28 protein-coding genes are annotated in these 18,417 nt (G+C 44.8%); 27 read left to right on the forward strand and 1 reads right to left on the reverse strand.

All coding sequences use genetic code 11. From position 1 onward, the window contains the following. The first annotated feature begins 246 nt into the window (after positions 1-246). From LZ23_RS19525 to LZ23_RS24315, 11 genes are all read left to right on the forward strand, one after another. Positions 247-885, forward strand: a complete 639-nt coding sequence (locus LZ23_RS19525; RefSeq protein ID WP_045216946.1) for a hypothetical protein — start codon at positions 247-249, stop codon at positions 883-885. Further along, positions 873-1,304 (forward strand): hypothetical protein, encoded by a 432-nt coding sequence (locus tag LZ23_RS22985; RefSeq protein WP_052507542.1) that lies wholly within the window; start codon positions 873-875, stop codon positions 1,302-1,304. The genes LZ23_RS19525 and LZ23_RS22985 overlap by 13 nt, the downstream gene beginning before the upstream one ends. Continuing rightward, positions 1,297-1,452, forward strand: a complete 156-nt coding sequence (locus tag LZ23_RS24300; RefSeq protein ID WP_157493340.1) for a hypothetical protein — start codon at positions 1,297-1,299, stop codon at positions 1,450-1,452. Before LZ23_RS22985 ends, LZ23_RS24300 begins: the two co-directional genes overlap by 8 nt. A gap of 5 nt (positions 1,453-1,457) precedes the next feature. Beyond that, entirely contained in the window at positions 1,458-1,622 is a 165-nt protein-coding gene (locus tag LZ23_RS24305; RefSeq protein WP_157493342.1) for a hypothetical protein, read from the forward strand. A 271-nt stretch (positions 1,623-1,893) separates the two neighbouring features. Further along, the gene (locus tag LZ23_RS24310) at positions 1,894-2,037 is read left to right on the forward strand and encodes a hypothetical protein (RefSeq protein ID WP_157493344.1); all 144 of its coding nucleotides are present in this window, start codon (positions 1,894-1,896) and stop codon (positions 2,035-2,037) included. Position 2,038: 1 nt separating this feature from the next. Continuing rightward, positions 2,039-3,034: a Dna2/Cas4 domain-containing protein gene (locus LZ23_RS19535; protein WP_045216947.1), complete on the forward strand. Its 996-nt coding sequence runs from the start codon at positions 2,039-2,041 to the stop codon at positions 3,032-3,034. 259 nt (positions 3,035-3,293) lie between these two features. Next, entirely contained in the window at positions 3,294-4,220 is a 927-nt protein-coding gene (locus LZ23_RS19545; RefSeq protein ID WP_052507543.1) for an AAA family ATPase, read from the forward strand. Positions 4,221-4,222: 2 nt separating this feature from the next. Next, positions 4,223-5,113 (forward strand): DUF3150 domain-containing protein, encoded by an 891-nt coding sequence (locus LZ23_RS19550; RefSeq protein WP_045216949.1) that lies wholly within the window; start codon positions 4,223-4,225, stop codon positions 5,111-5,113. 14 nt (positions 5,114-5,127) lie between these two features. Then, positions 5,128-6,834 (forward strand): VWA domain-containing protein, encoded by a 1,707-nt coding sequence (locus LZ23_RS19555; protein WP_045216950.1) that lies wholly within the window; start codon positions 5,128-5,130, stop codon positions 6,832-6,834. 11 nt (positions 6,835-6,845) lie between these two features. Then, a complete protein-coding gene (locus LZ23_RS19560; RefSeq protein WP_045216951.1) occupies positions 6,846-7,448 on the forward strand; it encodes a hypothetical protein in 603 nt (200 codons plus the stop codon). Positions 7,449-7,573: 125 nt separating this feature from the next. Continuing rightward, positions 7,574-7,729 (forward strand): hypothetical protein, encoded by a 156-nt coding sequence (locus LZ23_RS24315; protein WP_157493346.1) that lies wholly within the window; start codon positions 7,574-7,576, stop codon positions 7,727-7,729. A 229-nt stretch (positions 7,730-7,958) separates the two neighbouring features. Here the strand turns inward: LZ23_RS24315 and LZ23_RS19565 are convergent, their stop codons facing one another. Beyond that, a complete protein-coding gene (locus LZ23_RS19565) occupies positions 7,959-8,543 on the reverse strand; it encodes a site-specific integrase (protein WP_045216952.1) in 585 nt (194 codons plus the stop codon). Positions 8,544-8,751: 208 nt separating this feature from the next. Between LZ23_RS19565 and LZ23_RS19570 the strand changes: the two genes are divergently transcribed. The 16 genes from LZ23_RS19570 to LZ23_RS19655 all read left to right on the forward strand — a co-directional run. Further along, positions 8,752-9,756, forward strand: coding sequence for an Rpn family recombination-promoting nuclease/putative transposase (locus LZ23_RS19570; RefSeq protein WP_084591152.1), 1,005 nt, complete (start codon positions 8,752-8,754; stop codon positions 9,754-9,756). A 922-nt stretch (positions 9,757-10,678) separates the two neighbouring features. Further along, positions 10,679-10,906: an addiction module protein gene (locus LZ23_RS19575; protein WP_045216954.1), complete on the forward strand. Its 228-nt coding sequence runs from the start codon at positions 10,679-10,681 to the stop codon at positions 10,904-10,906. A gap of 364 nt (positions 10,907-11,270) precedes the next feature. Further along, the gene (locus tag LZ23_RS19580; RefSeq protein WP_045216955.1) at positions 11,271-11,573 is read left to right on the forward strand and encodes a hypothetical protein; all 303 of its coding nucleotides are present in this window, start codon (positions 11,271-11,273) and stop codon (positions 11,571-11,573) included. Continuing rightward, positions 11,561-11,791 (forward strand): DUF2283 domain-containing protein, encoded by a 231-nt coding sequence (locus LZ23_RS19585; protein WP_045216956.1) that lies wholly within the window; start codon positions 11,561-11,563, stop codon positions 11,789-11,791. The genes LZ23_RS19580 and LZ23_RS19585 overlap by 13 nt, the downstream gene beginning before the upstream one ends. Positions 11,792-11,977: 186 nt before the next feature. Then, the gene (locus LZ23_RS19595; protein ID WP_157493348.1) at positions 11,978-12,379 is read left to right on the forward strand and encodes a HEPN domain-containing protein; all 402 of its coding nucleotides are present in this window, start codon (positions 11,978-11,980) and stop codon (positions 12,377-12,379) included. After that, complete coding sequence (locus tag LZ23_RS19600; protein ID WP_045216959.1) at positions 12,346-12,654, forward strand: nucleotidyltransferase domain-containing protein; 309 nt, start codon at positions 12,346-12,348, stop codon at positions 12,652-12,654. The genes LZ23_RS19595 and LZ23_RS19600 overlap by 34 nt, the downstream gene beginning before the upstream one ends. A gap of 153 nt (positions 12,655-12,807) precedes the next feature. After that, a complete protein-coding gene (locus LZ23_RS19605) occupies positions 12,808-13,032 on the forward strand; it encodes a hypothetical protein (RefSeq protein WP_045216960.1) in 225 nt (74 codons plus the stop codon). A gap of 62 nt (positions 13,033-13,094) precedes the next feature. After that, positions 13,095-13,415, forward strand: coding sequence for a type II toxin-antitoxin system VapC family toxin (locus tag LZ23_RS19610; protein WP_052507545.1), 321 nt, complete (start codon positions 13,095-13,097; stop codon positions 13,413-13,415). 536 nt (positions 13,416-13,951) lie between these two features. Beyond that, positions 13,952-14,179, forward strand: coding sequence for a DUF433 domain-containing protein (locus LZ23_RS19620; protein WP_045216962.1), 228 nt, complete (start codon positions 13,952-13,954; stop codon positions 14,177-14,179). Next, positions 14,172-14,546: a DUF5615 family PIN-like protein gene (locus LZ23_RS19625; protein ID WP_198146053.1), complete on the forward strand. Its 375-nt coding sequence runs from the start codon at positions 14,172-14,174 to the stop codon at positions 14,544-14,546. Before LZ23_RS19620 ends, LZ23_RS19625 begins: the two co-directional genes overlap by 8 nt. A 1,068-nt stretch (positions 14,547-15,614) precedes the next feature. After that, positions 15,615-15,917 (forward strand): nucleotidyltransferase family protein, encoded by a 303-nt coding sequence (locus tag LZ23_RS19630; protein ID WP_045216963.1) that lies wholly within the window; start codon positions 15,615-15,617, stop codon positions 15,915-15,917. Then, entirely contained in the window at positions 15,910-16,260 is a 351-nt protein-coding gene (locus tag LZ23_RS19635) for a HepT-like ribonuclease domain-containing protein (protein WP_045216964.1), read from the forward strand. Before LZ23_RS19630 ends, LZ23_RS19635 begins: the two co-directional genes overlap by 8 nt. A gap of 507 nt (positions 16,261-16,767) precedes the next feature. Beyond that, entirely contained in the window at positions 16,768-17,334 is a 567-nt protein-coding gene (locus LZ23_RS19640) for a polysaccharide biosynthesis protein (RefSeq protein WP_232300549.1), read from the forward strand. A 234-nt stretch (positions 17,335-17,568) separates the two neighbouring features. Beyond that, on the forward strand, positions 17,569-17,802 hold the full coding sequence (locus LZ23_RS19645) for a hypothetical protein (protein WP_045216965.1): 234 nt from the start codon (positions 17,569-17,571) through the stop codon (positions 17,800-17,802). Next, a complete protein-coding gene (locus tag LZ23_RS19650) occupies positions 17,780-18,163 on the forward strand; it encodes a type II toxin-antitoxin system PemK/MazF family toxin (protein ID WP_052507546.1) in 384 nt (127 codons plus the stop codon). Before LZ23_RS19645 ends, LZ23_RS19650 begins: the two co-directional genes overlap by 23 nt. Then, positions 18,153-18,417: DegT/DnrJ/EryC1/StrS family aminotransferase (locus tag LZ23_RS19655; protein WP_045216966.1), on the forward strand; the 265-nt coding region annotated here is incomplete at its 3' end. The genes LZ23_RS19650 and LZ23_RS19655, both read left to right, overlap by 11 nt.

The raw sequence follows: 18,417 nt of genomic DNA on the forward strand, positions 1-18,417 counted from the left end.
TGGTCCACCCGGTCCACCCTGTCTACCCTATATAAGTAAAAGTAAATTAGAGGAAGAGGAACTATGTTGAAAAAAAGATTTACCACGCTTTTTTTATTTTCTCTCAAACACCCTGGACAGGGTGGACCGGGTGGACCAGGCCACGCCAGTTCTACGTTAAACCAGGTCCACCCATTTTTTCAAGGGTGGACACAATCCAGGCAGGCTAGACTATACTAACAAAAAATAATATTAAGGAGAATACAAATGCCATTTTTAACAACATTGCAATGTGATTTTAATAGTGCCCTTCCAGGTCACTATAACCAAAACCAGCCCATCGAATATTGGGCTTCCAATCCTGAAGAAGTTTTTGCTCCACTTACCTATATTGACAAATCAGCGGCAAAACAGATCCGATCTGATCATACCCTGAGGCCTTATGTTCTAGAAGGCCATCACATACAAGCCAAAGCACTACGAAAGAAATACCCCGAGTACAGTTGGTTGTGTGATATATTCGAAGAGGACATAAAAAAACTGAAAACACCCCCAAAAAATACATATGATGTTTTATTTCAGGAACTTACTCTCAGGGAAATCGCGGAAGTATCCAGAAAAACTACTCAGCATGAATCCGGAGCTCTGATTGCATCGGGGTACATACTCTACATAGACAACGAAAATTTGAAACGCTTTGATCTCTTTTGGAAAAACTTAAGCCATGACCGCCGTGCTGAAGGATTAGAAGCCGAGTTCAGGTATTTCCAGGAGGGTCTGGCCGTGTTATTTTCTGAAGAATCCGCGAATCTCCTGGCAACTATAATATCCGAAATCATGCCAGAGGCCCTCATAGCAGATACTACAGTACACAAACAGCAGGAGGTTTCACCGTGTCTGACTTAGTTTCAGAAAAAAATATCATGGGCACTCAGGACAATAACCTGGGTGCCGCCCTTCTCCAACAGGCCTATAAAGCGTCCACGCCAAAAAACCAAGAATCACCCGAAATAACAGCTGCTTTTTTTACAGAAACCGCACCGCGTAACCCTTTGGAAGCCATGATTATATCCCAGATGGCGGCTGCACATGCGCACGCAATGGAGATGTTCGCGGGGGCAAAAAACAGCACGATTCACGAAGTCGAAATTGCCAGGCTGAAGATGGCAGAAAAACTTATGCGCACTTTTGCAAATTCTTTGGATGTGTTGGAGCGCTCTAGGAGGAAAGTTCATCAAAGTGTTAAGGTCGAGCACGTCCACGTAAACGCCGGCGGTCAGGCAATAGTGGGCTGTGTATCCCAGGGGGGGGTAAAAAATGAATAAAACAAGTGACACACCGAAAGGCCCTCCTAAAGGTAATAAAAATGCTGTCAAGCATGGCTTTTTTACCCAAAAAGAAATCAAGAAAAGGAAGGCCTTGCACGGACTGATCCGCGATCTAAAAACTTTAACTAAAAAAATCGGAGATTAATTAACATGGGATTTTTTGTTGACCCCGAAAAAGTATTGGAGGAGTTCCACATGCTAAAGGGTATTGGAGACAATGGACCCCCATATGAACCAAAATTTTATCAGTACTATAAAGAACACCTAACAGGCCGAGCCCTGGAGTATATCCAAAGATTAGAACTGAAGGAATAATACACGGAGTACAAAAAAAGTTAGTATAGGGGGGCTTCGGCCTCCCTTTTTTTTTCTACTGCCTTTATCTCCCCTCTTCCCTACAAAAAAAAACCAGTCACTTCCTCTTTTTCGTCCCCACAGAAACCCTCCATCCGCTAAAAATCCCCATTTTACACCATTTTCCCCTGTTTATGCACTAAAAGTCCTTTATTTTCGAAAATGAACCTCGAATATGTTAAAAGAGTTAAATGGATAGAAATATATAACGTTTAACAGGAGGTATTTTATTATGTTCATTGTACTCGAATTATTCGACTTATCCTTCCCCTGCATCGTAATTGATGAAGATGGAATCCCGATCATCTTTGAAACCAGAGAGGGCGCAGAACAAGCAGCCCAAGAGCTGCATGACCCAAGAATATTGGAGGTATAACATGCTGAACCTACAAACCTTCCATACGGGCTTACAAACAGCCCAGATCCTTGAAACAGAAGCAACTTTGGGAGATCGAAGGCTCTACATTGGAGCCAGTGATATCGCCCAGTGCCCACGTAAAGTAGTTAAAGGCAAAACTAACCCGCAACCACATACCTTGCAGTCTCTGATAAGATTCAAGAGAGGACATATTGCGGAGGACATAATTTCAGAAGCTCTGCATGCCTTTCAGCATGAGAGGCAGATGGCGCTTGAATATGTGGCATCTTATTGTCCTCTATGCCACTGGTATGGGCAAAACACTCGGCACTGTCCCAAGTGCAGTACCCAGCTGAGTTCTCTGCCCCTCACAGCTCACCTGGATTTTGTATTCCCGGATAACACGATTCTGGAAGTTAAAACCACCAGCCTGCCAGCCATCCAGAAGTCATGGGAAATGCAACTCCAGACCCAGATGTATCTGTACAAAGAAATACAAGGAACATCCCCGAGGGGCTATATCCTGACCATGGACATCGCTGAAGGAACCCTGAACCTCACTGAACCCTACACGTTGAACGAAGCAGCTGCGGATGAGATAATTGGCAGGGCTATAAACCTCTGGGAATCTCTGAGATCTGAAGCATCTCAGCCCGAAACAGAACCCTCTGCCTTGTGTTGCGTATGTGAGTATTTAAGTGACTGCCCTGCTTTTGAAGGAAACACCTTGCCTGAAGAGGTAACCCCGCTGATAGCTGAGTATCATAGTGCAGGTATGGTGGAAAAAGAAGCAGCTAAGGATAAATCCCGGTTAAGAACAGCTATTCTGGGAGCGCTCTCCCCCGGTAAGTACCAGGCTGGGGATTTCCGTATCTCCCTAAGCCAGAGGTCAAGAACCTCAACAGATAACAAGGCCATAGCTTTTCTTCTCAAGGAATTAGGCCAGGACATCTCAAAGTATCAGTCCAAGTCTACATACCCAGTGCTGGACATCAAGCACATCTCTGCAAAGTAATCCCCTACCATACAACGCAATAACCAATAAGGAGGCTCCCATGACAAAGGCGCAGAGGCATAAGTACGTCCAAAATTCAGAGGACCTAATCTCAATATTCAACTCAAGCATTGGGAAGAAGTTCAAGCTTGACTGTGGGCATCATCTCTCAATCAGGCCCGGCTGCTTCCTGACTAACGACTTTGTAATCTATCAGGGCACAAAAAAGGTGGTTTGTACCTTGTGCGCTTACTCTTAAAACATTCAAAGGAGAATCAAAATGCCTACAGTGAAAGAATTATTTCATCCTTCGTTCCCGGATATTCAATGGTCCGTAAGGGATAAACATGACTTTCAAAACTATGTCCCCAACAAAACAGACTACCAGTTCAGACCCGAAACAACTGCAGATTTCCTTGGCTGGCTGCAATTCGGTGGCCTGAGCTCCTTGATCTCAGGCCCCACAGGCAGCGGTAAATCAAGCTTAGTGAACGAAGTAGCAGCCCGCAGCAACATTCCTGTATTCCCCATTGTCGGCCACAACCGCTTGGAATGGCTGGACCTTGCTGGTCAGTATGTACCCAATGATAAAGGCGGCTTCACTTACGAGTATGGTCCACTACCCATGGCTATGAAAGCAGGAGGTATCTTCTTATTCGATGAGATTGACCTGGTGGACCCTTCTACTTTGGTGGCCCTGAACTCTGTATTGGATGGCCGCCCCCTGGTCCTGTCTGCCAATAATGCTGAAGTGATAAAACCACACAAGGACTTCAGGCTTGTAGCGACTGCAAACACTACCGGACACGGCGATGGCGAGGCCAATGGCTATTCCGGTACTCTGAAGATGTCCCGGGCCTTCATGAATAGACTGCAGTGGACCTTCAAAGTGGATTACCCTGAACCGGAAGTTGAGACCCAGATAGTAGAGGGTATTACCGGCAACAAAGAGATAGCGAAGCAGATGGTGAGTTTTGCTGCTGAAGTGCGTCAAGCGCATAAGTCTGAAGAGGCCCACATTCCAGACACAATGTCTACAAGAGAGATCAGGGAATGGGCTAAGGCTGCACTGTTTTTCCAGAAAGTCCCCAGAATAAACAACCCTCTTTCCGAGGCTCTAAAATACGTGCTGTTAAACAAGTGCAGCGAAGACGGAAGGCCTGTTATCTCTGAAATCTATCAAAGAATATTCAATCAGGAGTTATAGCAATGAAAGATCAAATATTTGAAAATTCAGTAGGCTTGATACTCGATATTAAACTGTGGAGTGGCTCCAAGAACCTCAAGGCAGAGGACTTCAAAGACGTGGAGCTCCCCCCGGAGGATCTTATTTCTCTGGGATCTAAAAGGATCCATGCCAAGGAGAAGTTCAAGCCCATCCAGCAGGTCCGTACCAAAACCTTAACCTATCTTGAGTCCGTAGCTGTTTCTCTGTACTCGGGAAAGATCTGGATCATTCCAGAAGCCAGAAAGACAGAAGTAGAAAGTGCCTTAAAAGAGTTCGCAACAGAATTCATACAAGAGAAAGCTCAGTTTCTGTCCCGCTTCGATAAGGATCAGACAGAGTGGCTGGAGCAAAATAAAAAATGGTCCCGGATAATCGCCCCCTACCTTGAAACCCCGGAAAGTGTGGAAAAGAAATTCAGCTTTACCTGGAGGAGCTTTAAGATGTCTGCATCGGAACAGGTAGCCCAGGACCTGACTGGCAGTGTGCTACACGAAATAAGTCAGATCTCCAGTGATGTATATGAAAGTATTAGAGGCAGGGAGCGAGCTACCCCGAAAAATCTGAACCGTATAGAGCGGCTGCAGGGTAAGCTGCAGGGGCTGGCTTTTGTGCAGCCGGGTGTGACTACGATAGAATTGGAACTGTCTAAAATTATGGACGAGCGAGATACTGGCGGAGCCTTGGAGGGCCATGGGTTATTCCGGCTTATACGCCTACTCATCCAGCTTAAGAATCCGGGTATATTGAAGGATATCCTTGAGGCAGCAAGAAGTGGCAAGGATTATCAGTTCAAGTACGACGCTCCACAAAAGACTACTACCCTACCACCAATCCCACACAATCAACCCAGACTCCCAGAGGCCTGGTTTTAAAGGAGTACAACATAATGCTCTCACCTCCCCAGATGATATCGCTGGCTACAACGCTGGCAAGAAAGAATAAAGTGGATGTAAAATTCGATAATTCCAGCACAGCAGCCACAGATGGTAAAACCATTATCCTGCCCCTTACAAGTAAGGAGAATTCGTGGATAGTCCGTGGCTATCTGGATCACGAAATTGGGCATGTCAGATTAACGGACTTTGGGACCATCCCCAAAAAGACAGCTCTGCACAAGTCCTTATGGAATATCCTGGAAGATATCCGCATAGAACAAAGGATGTCTGAGCTCTATCCGGGCATGGCCACTAATCACCTGAAATTAATAACTGAGCTGCTTACAGCTGAACCTGGAATATTTGAGGTCAAGCCCGGTGATCACCCTGCAGGTATAATCTGCGGATATCTGGTTCTGCTATTAAGAACCCAGCACCTGAAACAGACGGTACTGAATGACCTTGAACAAAAGGCAGACCAGGTATTCCAGAGTGCCTTCGGCTCAGAACTACAAAAGGATATGCTGGATATTGTTCTGCCTTACTCCAGGGTACAAAGCCCTGAAGATGTATCTGAGATGGTTGAAGACCTGCTGCAACTCCTTTCTAAGCACTTACAGAAGCAGAAGGAGAGACAACCCAAGCCCGACAGTTCTGAACAGAAAGATTCCAAGCCTGAGTCTGAGTCTGATAGATCCGGCACTCAGGATTCCACTAATTCTGAAAAAAGATACATAGATTCCAGTAATTCAGAAAATACAGAGAACCTCGATGATCAACCTGGCAACTCAGAGCTATACAGCGAAGGGCCTGCATCTCGTGCCACAGACACCATACAAGCCATAAAAGAGGCTCTGAACTCCACAGAAGAGCAACAGGACATTGGAACCCAACTGAAAAACCTGGCGCTGGAAAAAGAATCACAGGAAAGGATTAGCCGTGCTGTTGCTATACCGGCAAAAGAAAAGGTCATTCGGGATTTTGGCTATACGCCGCAAGAGATCAAAGCCCCCTCAAAGCTTGTTTCCAAATTATCGGCAAATCTGCGGGGTCTCCTTCAGGCCCAGGTGCTGGACCATTCCAGACCCGGCTTATCCGGTAACAGGATAGCCCGTAACCAGGTGCACAAGATAAGGACTGGTGAGCCCCGGCTATTCTTGCGCAGGTCTCCAGTTAAACAGGTAAATACTGCAGTGCATATCCTTTTGGATAACTCATCCTCAATGCGTAACTATTACAGATTCGAGATAGCCAAGAATACAACCCTGGCTCTACTCAGATCTCTATCTTATGTCAGAGGCATCAATCTGGCCCTAAGTATATTCCCGGCAGTGTACCCTTACCACCTCAGTGGAGGCTCAGAAACAGTCCCTGTAGCTGAGATAAGAAGGCAGGGAAATAAAATACTCTACCCTGCCAAACCCAAAGGCAGCACACCTCTGGCCCCGGCTGTAAGACTTGCTGCAAGCAGGTTATGGGAACTTACTGAGTCCAGAAAAATACTGCTGATCATAACTGATGGTGAGCCAGACAGCAGAGTAGAGGCAGAGATAGCCATCAAAGAGGCTATAGACCTGGCTATAGAAGTGGTGTGCCTGGGGATTGAAGATGTTGCCTATCCGGAAATATTCCCAATCTATGAGATCGTGAAGGACGTTAAAGGCTTGCCCCATAAGGCCTTTAACCTGTTTGAACAACTCTTAACCACACAACCATAAAGGAGAAACATATGCTTCAACAGACTAATTTGCCAGAAATCAGAAAGCCCCAGCTTCCCAAGCTGGACGAGCGCTTTATGATCAACCTGAAGGGGAAGGATTTTGTAACGTACGCTGGACTATTGGACCTTGCGCATCAGCAAGGCCTGGTAAAGCTTGAGGTCCAGCCCTTACAGATGCCTACAGAGGACAATGGTTTACAGGCTATCTGCCTCGCTACAGCAGTCACTACAGGAGGCAAGGTATTCTCAGACTTAGGCGACGCCTCTCCCCGAAATACCAATAAGATGGTAGCCGCCCACTTAATCAGAATGGCCAGCACAAGAGCAAAAGCCAGAGTACTTCGAGATATTACGAATATCGGAATCACAGCCCTGGAGGAACTGTCAGGTGAAGAATATCCCAACCATCATAGTGGTAATGGTAATGGCAACGGCAATACCCTACCAGCAATTACAGAAGCCCAAAGAAGAGCCATATCCAACCTGGGCAGGATAAAAGGCTACAGCCACCAAGAACTGGACCAGGTATCAAAAGAGTACTTCAGCAAGGAAGTGTCCAGGCTCAGCGCCCAAGACGCCTCTGAGCTGATCATAAAACTTCAACAGACATAAATAAGGAGCAAAGACATGCGCAGTCACAATAATGGAGGAAACGAGATGGTCATTCAGTTTATCGCTACAGTTATATCCTGCCTCTGGGACGCCTTCGGACCTGACAGCTGCAGGAGGAAATAACCATGTGGAGCGTTATCAAACTGGGCAAATTCCTGGGCGCAGATGTGTCTGAGTCAGAAAGAAGCTTCAAGACCGAACAGCAGGCCCGAGAGTACGCAGCCCTGATAATCAAACTATCCGGTGTGTACGGAGTTATGATCGAGTACTATAACGATTAACCCTGGGGAGGTAGGGATATGCAGGATATACACGGAGTCTCAAAGATAGGCTCCAAGCTCAGGCAGGAGATTCGGAGGAACACAATGAGCTACCACGAGCGAAAGCACTACTTCTGGAAGCGCCAGGCTTATGCCTTGTGGTGTGCTGTTGTAGTCTTGAGTGGCTTGGTAATCCTCTGGTAATGACCGGAGTAAAAAAGAAGGGACGCACGAGTGCCCTTCTTTTTAGTCAAATCTCATTCATCAAAATCCCATTGACTTCCTTGTCCTCAATACCCAGGTAACGCATGGTGACCGCAGGGCTGCTATGATTAAACCGCTTACAGAGAACCTCGAAGCCTACCCCGTACTTGATCCGCTGAATATATCCAAATGTCTTACGCAGGCTATGTGTCCCGTAGTTGCCTCTCAGATTAATAGCCTTGCACCAGGACTTAACGAGTCTATTGGCTGCACTTACAGTTATTGCCCTGCTGCCCTTCTTGCTTTTGAACAGATAGTCATCAGGCTCGAGCCCGGCACCGGCCAGGTAGTCCTCCAAAGCTCTATGCACAGACCTATTGATCAGCAAAATATTGTCCTTGTCCGTCTTCTGCTCACGGATACGTAGTGTCTCTCCAGGCCTCAAACCTTGAACTTGCTTCACCTTCAGCTTCAGGATATCTCCGATCCGCAAGCCATTGTTGATTCCTATGGTAAACAGCAGCAAGTCTCTCGGCTTATTTTGGAGCAACTGCTTGATGGCTTTGATGTCTTCCAGGTTTCTTATGGGCTCAACTTTTATGGAGCTGCCCTTTTGTGGATGGTTTGTCATAGGTTCAAGCTATATCAACTAAAATGAAATTAAGTCAATAATAATTTGCGTTTACCTACCAAAGTGAAGGTAGTGGGGTTGGGGGGCTACAAGTACAACGCTGATTTTATTGGATATTTTTTATCTAAAAAGCTTAATATCAACTTTTGGACAAAAGTTGGTATTTAATCTTCTTGCAATGTTTCAAGCCCTGAGATATCTATCCATTATGTCATTTGAAATTCCATCCCCACACGATGTAGGCTTCAAGACCTTTTTCCAGGATAAAGAGCTGGTCCGGGATTTCATCAACCACTACATACCAGATGAAATCAAGTCATATCTGGATCTGTCAGTAATAGAAATTGATATCAGCGGGTTTGTAGCTGAAGAGTTTAAAGAGTTCCGCACTGACGTGGTTGTGAGAGTGCAACTAAAAAATAGCGATCAGATGGCAGATCTCTATTTCCTGTTTGAGCATAAAAGTTACCCAGACAGGTACGCCCGCCTTCAAGCTCTTCACTATTCGGTCCAGAAATGGATGAATCTGTACAGACGAAATAAGCTCGGCGGCTACTTGCCTATAGTTATCCCTGTGATTATTTATCATGGTGTAAGCGAATGGACATTCAGCCACGAATTTGAAGACTATTTTGAAATACCCCATGAATCATTCAGGGTTTTTGTTCCTAAATTCAGGCATTTGCTGCATGACATAACCCATATGAGAGACGAGGCTTTCAAAACCTCTATCCTTATGGAAATATTTCACCTGCTTTTTAAGTACATACACTTCCCTGAGCTGGACATAAAGTTGCAGGAAATATTTGACTTGCTTGAGCAGCTGCCTGATGAGGACAAGAGAAAAGAATATCTGTTTAATATTTTGAAATACGTACTGGCATCTGGCTCCTTGAGTGAGGAGCGGGTAACTGAGCATACCAGACGATTTCCAGGAGGTAAGGATATGGTAGGAGTAGCAATGCAAGAAATTGAAAAAAGGGTTGAGCAAGCAAGGAGACCTTATTGGGAGGGTGTTGCTAAACTTGAAAACGCCCAGGAAACCTTGATAGACCTCGCAACAGAGGTATACGGCCCAATACCCGGCATGCTCCAGGTTAAAATCAAGTCCATTCAATCCATAGAGAATCTCAGGGCTCTAAACAGAAAAATAATCAGGACAGAGTCGTTGGATGAATTCACAGAAATGGTAAACACAGCAGCACTCAATTAGTCTCCTCCCCTTCCCGTACAAGAGGCCACCCCGCACTAACCAGGGGTGGCCTCCATGCACATCACATCTAAATCACGCCGCCTTACCCAGCGGTGTGTTGATGCTGCTGCTGGATGACGAGTAGCCAAGTTGAACTGTATCTTGTGATATAATCGGGGAGCAGAAACAAGCCTTTTGTTCCCCGTCTTATTCCAGTTAACGGCTATATTTCTGAAGTAGTCCATCCCCCAGAATTTTGAAGACTACCACTCTCCCGGGCTTGGTGAAACATTTTTCGTCTCATCAGTCAGGGAAATATATTTTTGGATTGCTCATGTAAGAGGGAGCTGATAGGTTCTACAGCGACAACCTACTTTTTTTAAGTTAATACAGTACGTTGAGTGATCATTTCTCGTTTATTCCTGAAGTTTTTGTCAATAACAGGGAACATCGCTGAAAAAAAAAACTCATTATGGCTTGATACCGCTAAAAAATTGGAAACGGTTTTGGAAACGGTTTACTTCTAAAAAGGCAGGAAAACATGGGTTTAATCGGTGGAATTCGGCCTAATTCCGGTCAAATCACGCTCTTTCACGCCGGTAACAGGGGTTCAAATCCCCTTGGGGACGCCAAATAAAATCAATGGGTTATGGCTTATAGAGCTGTAACCCTTTTTTATTTTCCAACCCTATTTCCAACCTTCAAGACAAATTAGCGATACAGAGCGGACAGCAGTTTTAGCTTGTCTGATTAATCCTTAGGCTCCCAGACTGGTACTTGCAGCACAAGGCTCACTTGTGTTGGTAGAGTTTTGCTTTGCGCTTTGGACAACACTGGGATCTCTATCTCTAAGCGTCTCAAACCAGAAAGACTATGAGCCTCGAAAAGGCTTGCCAACCAGGACAGCCGCATATATATTTTTTTAAAATCTAAAGGAAATAAAATGCAGCAGACACAGATAGCCCAGGAAATTAAAAAACTGGAACCTGCCCATAGACTCAGCCTGGTTCAGGAAATATGGGCCTCAATTGCCATAGATAAGGCCCAGATTCCTTTTCCTGACTGGCAGAAAGATGAGTTGAAATTCAGATATGAGCAGTATAAGAACGGTAAAATGAGCCTTATCGACTGGTGCAATGTCCATCAGAAACTTAGAGACAAGGTTAAGTGAAACCTTTCTATACAGACAGGGCTCTGCTTGACCTGGAAATAGCTTTTGACTGGTACGAGAACCAATTCCCGCTTGAGTAGTTCTCGGGCCAGTGCGGTTTGTCGGTCCTTTCTGAAGTCTGGCGCAGTGATGTTCCTGCCATTGCCGTGGGCTAAACTCTTATGTCTTATCCAGGTGATGCTAACTTTCAAAAGAATCCTGCCCACCCCGGTTAAACGACAGAGGGCTTAACTGGGCAGGCGGAACACACGGAAGGACACAGAATTTGAAGATTTCTTTTCCGTGCTTTTCCGTGTATTCTGTGGGCGATAATCTTTTTTAACTCTTTCCCTATGGAACATACTGAAGGGCGAGGGTGAACTATATGAAAACTACATTTTCCGTTCATGGTGCCCGCATTCGATTAACTGATGAGAGATGGGCACACATTGTTGAAGAGCATGGCGAGATTTCTGAGATGATGGATGCTGTTCTACAAACAGTAAACAAGCCTGAATTCATATTCGCGGGGAACAACGGTGAGCTTTTAGCCGTTCGTGAGGTCAAAGCAGGAAAATACCTTGTGGTACCATACAGAGAACAGGACAAGGATGGTTTCATTATAACAGCCTTTGTGACCAAAAGACTGCATACATTGCAGAGGAGAGTAAAGCTATGGCCCAATTAGCAATCAATAATTTCATGGCCGTCATGCCCGCTGTCAAGATAGCACCCGAGAAAACATTTTGGACGACCTATGATGAAGAAGCGGATGTTCTTTATATTAATTTCAAAAAGCCAAGTTATGCTGATGACAGTGAACTGACTGACGACGATGTCATCATTAGATACGAGCGAGGAGAAATCATTGGATTGACGTTTCTAAATGCAAGCAAGCGAAAATGATGCTTTTTGTGGAAACTTTAAGAAAATCCTGCCCACGGAACACACGGAAAGTCACTGAACTTAAAGATTTTTTTTCCGTGCTTTTCCGTGTATTCTGTGGGCAAAATTTATTGTGTTTCATAGACAGCCGAAAGCTGCTGATCATTAGCTTTTCTTTGCGCATTGAAAATGTCGAGGGATACATGTATGCCTGATACAAGAGAAATGATAAAATATTGGATAAAGAGTTCGGACAATGATTTTAAGGCAATGAATCACTTATTTGACAAAGGGCACTACACATGGGCTTTATTTGTCGGCCATCTGGTTGTTGAAAAATTGCTGAAAGCTCTTTATTCGCAAAAGAATGAAACCAACCCTCCTTTCATTCATGATTTATATAGGCTTGCAGAGAAATGCTCCATCGATCTAGATGAAGATCAAAAAGATTCTCTTGATACCATTACCACATTCAACATACAAGCTCGATATGATGACTACAAAATGGAGTTTCATAAAAAATGCACTAAGCAATTTACAAAAGAATGGATCGATTCCATAACGGAGCTGAGAAAATGGATAAGAGAGAAGCACCTGAACAAATATTAGGTTATATTAATCAATTAAAAATGTCGTATTCTGATCTCAAGAAAGTTTACATTTTTGGATCCTTTGTCAAAGGTTCATCCAGAAAGGATAGTGATATTGATATGGCATTGGTTTTTGATGATGTGGAGGATACTTTTGACCGTCAGGTTCAACTGATGAAAATTCGTAGAAACTATGACTCACGCATTGAACCTCATGTTTTCAGGCTTGCGGATTTCAATGAAAATCATCCCCTGGCAGCGGAGATAATATCAACAGGGATTGAAATTCATTGAGGATGGAATTGATGGAATGGACTAAGGCCAAGTACTTAAGGTAGGAACCGTATGAGGTAATTCCTCACGTACGGATCGTGCGGGGGCACCGGGCAACCGGCATCCCTACCGCGATCCCAGCCAACTCAGTTAATTTTTTGCAGGAGAGAGTTGATGAAAGCACAGAAAATTACGACCTTTACTGATAAAACTGGAAGGCTCATAAATTTACCGACTTTTAAGCCAATGCAACAAGTTGAATTAATTGTTCTGTTTCCTCTCCAGGAAAATTCGCCTGCTGTCAAAAAGAGACGTCCACCAGAAAAACTCAAAGGTGTGCTGTTAGAAAAAGGTGATATTTTTTCTTCGGCACCCCATAGTGATTGGGGTATTTCCTGATGCTCGTCTTGGATACGCATATCTGGATATGGTGAATCAACCAGACATCCGAGCGGCTTCCGTTGGAAATCGTAAAGCTGATTGAACAGACGGACCTTGTCGCTATTTCAGCAATTTCATGCTTTGAGGTGACATGGCTTTACGATCATGGAAGAATTCATCTGGAAATCCCTGTTCAAGAGTGGATGACTCAAGCGACTGAGGATGCCCAAATTGTAAGCCTGCCGGTTTCCTGTGCAATCGCCGGCCTTGCCGCTGCGTTGCCTGAACATCACAAGGATCCCCAGGATCGTATCATCATTGCAACCTCCATCAATGAAAAGCGAGCTAGCTTTGGAAACCTGGAGGATCTGAAAAAGGATCTTTTGTCCAATGAATTATAAACTTGCCTGGACTCAAGGTTTCAAAAGAGGCTTCAAGAAGGCAACCAGAAACAACAAGCCCTTACAGGAAAAGATTTTTTCCGTATTGGACAATCTATGCAAAAAGCCTTTTGATGCAAAATTGAAGACGCATAAACTGCATGGAAAATTGATGGATCTTTGGCTTGCCCGGTTTAATTCCGAAGGACAGCGAAGCGGATTTAACTGGGGCTTGCCATGTAGAGTATGACTGCCGGATTGTTTTTGCGTTTTAAAAAGATCCTGATTCAGAAAATGACCTGGTCGTATTTGCTAAGTCCTAGTTTATTTATGAGCTATGATCATACACGAAGCATCAGCGACGTAATACAGGGAAAGAGCGCTTCCCCCCTTGCCTCTTCCCCCTTACCACGTTTGCTATGAGCCACGAGCTATGAACTATCAGCCACGAGCCATCAGCCATGAACTATGACCTACGAGCCATAAATAGTTCGGGGTCAGACCCCAAGGCCGGCAAGAGGTTGGCAGTGAAAGGTACCAATCATAGGAGGAACTGTATGTTTTTTGAAAGAATCGAATGGAACCCCAGAGTATGCAACGGAAAGCCTGTCATTAGGGGAACGAGAATTCCTTTGGGCATCATTCTGGAACAGATAGCGCACGGAGTTTCCTGGGAGCAGCTATTACGCGACTATCCAGAGCTGACCAGGGACGACATCCAGGCGACGCTCTTCTTTGCACGAGCGAATATTGAACATGCCGACATCCGGGAGGTTCATGCCTGAAATGATGCGCCTCTATTTGGACCAGATGATCCAAGTGCATGTTCGTGATGTATTGGCACGAATGGGATTTAATGTTGTCCGGGCATCAGAATTTGGTCAATCTCGGTCGGATGACCACGAAATACTTGCCAAGGCTATACAGGAACAGCGAATACTGATTACACTAGACGATCACTTCGGTGATTGGGCTGTTCTTCCCCTGAATTTGCATTATGGCGTGATCCGGTTGAAAGTGTATCCAACTTCCGCTCAAAATATTCTTGACCTCGTCACCCCCTTTCTGGAGAAGGTTGATCCGGCGGACTTGCTCAACTACCTTGTTATATTATCAAAAACAAGAGAGAAGTGGATTTCGTCTGCACAGTAAAGGGGAAGGAATGGTTGCAATCCCTCAAGCGGATGAGGGCCGCGCACAGTTGGAGAAGAACACGGCAAATTTGGTGAACAAGAGCCAGCAGAGGCCAACATGCTGGTCCGGCGCGTGTTTAAGGATAGCGATATAGGTTAAATCATAAATAATATTTGAGAGTTATTTGATTTCCGGTCTAACTCAATTGATTCTAAAGCCAAAAAACGGGTTTTTTTTGAAACTTAAAGTGAATTATTTTCCCTGGTTATAGGGGTCAGACCCCCATGGCCTTCAAATATCAGCGTAGATCAGTTTACCCCGTGAAATCTCCTTTATTTCACTGAGGCGCAATCAGCGGCAAAAAACTCTTTGTCTTTGCCTTGATGCATGAAGAATCAAGGCAGAAGAACCTGGCCGCTGATCTCGCTGATTCACGCTGATCAAGGCAGAAGATAGCTCTTTAGGTTGCTGGTCTCAGAGACCTGGCCACAATAGAATGGATTCGAGAAGCCATTAAAAAGGGAAATTTGTCAAGGGATTCAGTATGGAGTACTGAACTTGCTGTAGGCGACAATGGATTCATAGATAAGATAAAAAGGGTGTGGGCAGATTTGTTTCCAGGATGACCGTGCAAGAAGCTCCCGGACTGTATGGTCAAACACGATCTCAGCCGAACTCCCTGGCATGGCAAATATTTGAAGAAGCTGATTTTTAGTAAATATGTTTATATTACAGAAGCTTAAGTCTATTTTTGATGAATTCCAGAGAATTTCTTTATTCTAAGGCCATAAAACGTTTACCCTATGAAATATACGAAGTATCAGCGCAGCGTATTTCTATAGGGGCTTGTTTTGAGCAATGAATATAATCAAATTGGCCTGCCCGGCCTGCCCCGTGCAATCTCTTCACATTTCACTGGGGTGAAATAACGCTTTGCGTTGAAGCCTTGCTGGATTTCACTGGGTAGCTTATGCGGGTCAGACCCCATGCCCTAATTATCAGTTTGGGGTCAGACCCCCATGCCCAAGGTGTAAATAACCTACAACTTACAACATACTTACAACAACAGTTCAAGGAGACTTTGTCATGACATTCTCAACCATTGATGAAGTAATCCACTATCTCAGAACGAACAAAGGGGAGTTTCAGGAGAGGTATGGAATCACCAGCATCGGTATATTTGGTAGTTTTGTCCGAAAAGAACAAAACCCATTTAGCGATATCGACATGGTTGTAGAGATGGATCCACACCGTAAGAACCTTCACAATTTTTTACAGTTCAAGCGGCATGTGGAAAGGACATTGGAACTCTCCGTAGATATCGGATTCGAACATACCCTGAAACCGGCTGCAAGAGAGTCGGTAAAAAAGCAGATAGTGTATGCCTGAAAGGAATATTCGACTTTACCTCGAAGATATCAGTGAATCGGGCCACGCTATTTTTGAATACGTGCAGGGGATGTCGTTCGATGAATTCTGCAGTGACCGCAAGACCTTTTCGGCGGTTATCAGGGAGTTTGAGATCATTGGTGAAGCCGTGGGAAAGCTGCCTGACGAGATCAAGGAGCGTTATTCAGAAGTCCTATGGCAGGATATAAAAGACTTCAGAAATATACTTGTCCATGAATATTTTGGAGTTGATCTTGAAATCGTCTGGAAAGTAATCGGGGAAGAACTGCCCGCACTATTGGACGCAATAAATGAAATGAGAAAGAGACTTGATCAGCTATAATATGGGCCTTGGCCTTTGCACCTGGGTCCTCGGCCCTTACAACCTCCCTGAACAGTGGGTTGAAGAAGTTTTATGAGTGGTATACAGGTTCGGCTTCGTGATGAATTGGGCTGGTTTCAGAGACCTGGACCCGCAGGAACAATAACCTCTTGATCTGCGGAGATCAGCGCAATCAGCGGCAAAAATTTCTTTCTCTTTGCTCTTTACTTTTTTTAAGCACCATCGGTTTACCCCGTGAAGTCCATGGCCTGTTAAACCATCTTTGATCCGAGAGAGTTTACAAGTTAATAATCTGTTATTTCAGTCCGTTAAGTACAATACAGGCTGTTATCAAGGGGAAAAGTTGCCTGTAAGGGGTAAAAATGAGCTATTTTAGAGGGTCAAATTCAATAAAATCAGACACTTGCTGGTCTCAGAGACCTGGCCACAGACCAAGACAGCCAATCCCATTAATCTGTAGGGTGCCACAAACTCTGCTCTGATAGACTTTTTGCAGCTGCCAACAACCTGGCCGGAGCGCACAGCACAACTTTCAGCGTTGTCCGCTACGGCAATGTCCTGGGGTCATGGGGTTATGTTGTCCCGTACTTTAAAAAACTCATAGCTTTCGGAACAGATCACCTGCCCATTACTCATGAAGACATGACCAGGTTCTGGATTACCCTGGACCAGGGAGTCGATTTTGTCATGCAGAGCTTCAAGCGCATGCACGGAGGGGAAACATTTGTGCCCAAGATACCATCTGTGCGCATAACTGACCTGGCCACAGCCATGGCCCCTACCCTGCCCCGTAAAATAATCGGCATCAGGCCGGGTGAAAAGCTCCACGAGGTAATGTGCCCCAGGGATGATTCTCATTTGACCATTGAATTTCCGGACCATTACGTAATAAAGCCAAGCATACGGTTCTTCAGCCGAAGCAATGAGTTTCTGGAAAACAGACTGGGCGAAAAAGGCAAACCTGTTTCACAGGGCTTTGAGTACAATTCAGGAGACAATCGACATTTTTTGAGTATTGAAGAAATATCTGAATTTAACCACCTGGCTTGTGGAGGGAGCATTACGCGTTTCTGAAAAGTCGAATGGGGACAGTCCCGAAGCCAGGGACAGTCCCCGTGCCAAGCCGTCACAATCGGGTTTTAACCCAATAATTGCTATGACAACCAGCTCACATTCATAAGTTTTCAGAAACGCGTAATACTTCCCTTGTGGAAATTGATCATTTGTTTTTCAAGACATACTATCAACAGACCAATTGCTGAGATTAACTGCTGTTGGCAATTTTTTATAATATGAATGGTGAATGTTATGCCAGGACAGATTTATGAAGTAGATATTTCTGATGAAGGCCTCCTTGATTTTCAGATTCAGGTGTCTGACAAATTAAGGGGCAAAGAAGTAAGGCTGTTACTTCTTACTGATAATGAGTGGGAATCCAGTGCAGAAGAACTGCAGGAAGCAGTGGATCAGGACTGGTCGGACTGGCTGGATGTAAGGGAAGATGTTTACGAGGAATATCGTGGCCAAACTCCAAAAGGGTGATATCTACCTTAGCAAATTTCCTTTTACCAGCCATAAGCAATTCAAAATTCGCCCTGTGGTGGTGCTTGCAGAAGACAAGACCTACAAGGATGTGGTTGTAATGGCTATATCTTCAGTCCTTGATAGATGGGATCCCTCTTCAGTAGTTTATATACTCTCTGAAGATATTGACTTCAAAATCACAGGCCTGAAAAAAGATTCCTGCATTTTAGTTAACAGAATAGCCACTATCCAAAAGGATCGGCTTTTTCATCAGCTAAGAAGACTGCCTGCTAACCATATTCAAAAAATTGAAACACATTTCCTGGAGAATCATCTAATTGGATGCAATAACCCGCAATCCCGATCATATGAAGCATAAACCAGACGGACCCTGGTTTTATGAGCAAATTGATCTCGGATTCAACTACCGCATGACCGATATCCAGGCGGCACTGGGCTTATGCCAGCTGTCCAGATTGGATGAATTTGTATCCAGAAGGCATTATCTGGCCAAAAGATATGATCAGCTACTCCAGGGCTTGCCAATGTCTACCCCCTGGCAGCACCCGGACAGTGATTCAGCCTGGCATCTTTACGTAATCCGCCTCAAGCTGGAAGAGATAGACTCAAGCC

The sequence above is a fragment of the Desulfonatronovibrio magnus genome (assembly GCF_000934755.1).
GTDB lineage: Bacteria > Desulfobacterota > Desulfovibrionia > Desulfovibrionales > Desulfonatronovibrionaceae > Desulfonatronovibrio > Desulfonatronovibrio magnus.

What these genes read in the sequence shown, in the direction of transcription:
- LZ23_RS19525 (WP_045216946.1), top strand. Translation starts at nt 247, where the DNA reads ATGCCATTTTTAACAACATTGCAATGTGATTTTAATAGTGCCCTTCCA.
- LZ23_RS24300 (WP_157493340.1), top strand. Translation starts at nt 1,297, where the DNA reads ATGAATAAAACAAGTGACACACCGAAAGGCCCTCCTAAAGGTAATAAA.
- LZ23_RS24305 (WP_157493342.1), top strand. Translation starts at nt 1,458, where the DNA reads ATGGGATTTTTTGTTGACCCCGAAAAAGTATTGGAGGAGTTCCACATG.
- LZ23_RS24310 (WP_157493344.1), top strand. Translation starts at nt 1,894, where the DNA reads ATGTTCATTGTACTCGAATTATTCGACTTATCCTTCCCCTGCATCGTA.
- LZ23_RS19535 (WP_045216947.1), top strand. Translation starts at nt 2,039, where the DNA reads ATGCTGAACCTACAAACCTTCCATACGGGCTTACAAACAGCCCAGATC.
- LZ23_RS19545 (WP_052507543.1), top strand. Translation starts at nt 3,294, where the DNA reads ATGCCTACAGTGAAAGAATTATTTCATCCTTCGTTCCCGGATATTCAA.
- LZ23_RS19550 (WP_045216949.1), top strand. Translation starts at nt 4,223, where the DNA reads ATGAAAGATCAAATATTTGAAAATTCAGTAGGCTTGATACTCGATATT.
- LZ23_RS19555 (WP_045216950.1), top strand. Translation starts at nt 5,128, where the DNA reads ATGCTCTCACCTCCCCAGATGATATCGCTGGCTACAACGCTGGCAAGA.
- LZ23_RS19560 (WP_045216951.1), top strand. Translation starts at nt 6,846, where the DNA reads ATGCTTCAACAGACTAATTTGCCAGAAATCAGAAAGCCCCAGCTTCCC.
- LZ23_RS24315 (WP_157493346.1), top strand. Translation starts at nt 7,574, where the DNA reads ATGTGGAGCGTTATCAAACTGGGCAAATTCCTGGGCGCAGATGTGTCT.
- LZ23_RS19565 (WP_045216952.1), bottom strand. Translation starts at nt 8,543, where the DNA reads ATGACAAACCATCCACAAAAGGGCAGCTCCATAAAAGTTGAGCCCATA.
- LZ23_RS19570 (WP_084591152.1), top strand. Translation starts at nt 8,752, where the DNA reads ATGTCATTTGAAATTCCATCCCCACACGATGTAGGCTTCAAGACCTTT.
- LZ23_RS19575 (WP_045216954.1), top strand. Translation starts at nt 10,679, where the DNA reads ATGCAGCAGACACAGATAGCCCAGGAAATTAAAAAACTGGAACCTGCC.
- LZ23_RS19580 (WP_045216955.1), top strand. Translation starts at nt 11,271, where the DNA reads ATGAAAACTACATTTTCCGTTCATGGTGCCCGCATTCGATTAACTGAT.
- LZ23_RS19585 (WP_045216956.1), top strand. Translation starts at nt 11,561, where the DNA reads ATGGCCCAATTAGCAATCAATAATTTCATGGCCGTCATGCCCGCTGTC.
- LZ23_RS19595 (WP_157493348.1), top strand. Translation starts at nt 11,978, where the DNA reads ATGCCTGATACAAGAGAAATGATAAAATATTGGATAAAGAGTTCGGAC.
- LZ23_RS19600 (WP_045216959.1), top strand. Translation starts at nt 12,346, where the DNA reads ATGGATAAGAGAGAAGCACCTGAACAAATATTAGGTTATATTAATCAA.
- LZ23_RS19605 (WP_045216960.1), top strand. Translation starts at nt 12,808, where the DNA reads ATGAAAGCACAGAAAATTACGACCTTTACTGATAAAACTGGAAGGCTC.
- LZ23_RS19620 (WP_045216962.1), top strand. Translation starts at nt 13,952, where the DNA reads ATGTTTTTTGAAAGAATCGAATGGAACCCCAGAGTATGCAACGGAAAG.
- LZ23_RS19625 (WP_198146053.1), top strand. Translation starts at nt 14,172, where the DNA reads ATGCCTGAAATGATGCGCCTCTATTTGGACCAGATGATCCAAGTGCAT.
- LZ23_RS19630 (WP_045216963.1), top strand. Translation starts at nt 15,615, where the DNA reads ATGACATTCTCAACCATTGATGAAGTAATCCACTATCTCAGAACGAAC.
- LZ23_RS19635 (WP_045216964.1), top strand. Translation starts at nt 15,910, where the DNA reads ATGCCTGAAAGGAATATTCGACTTTACCTCGAAGATATCAGTGAATCG.
- LZ23_RS19645 (WP_045216965.1), top strand. Translation starts at nt 17,569, where the DNA reads ATGCCAGGACAGATTTATGAAGTAGATATTTCTGATGAAGGCCTCCTT.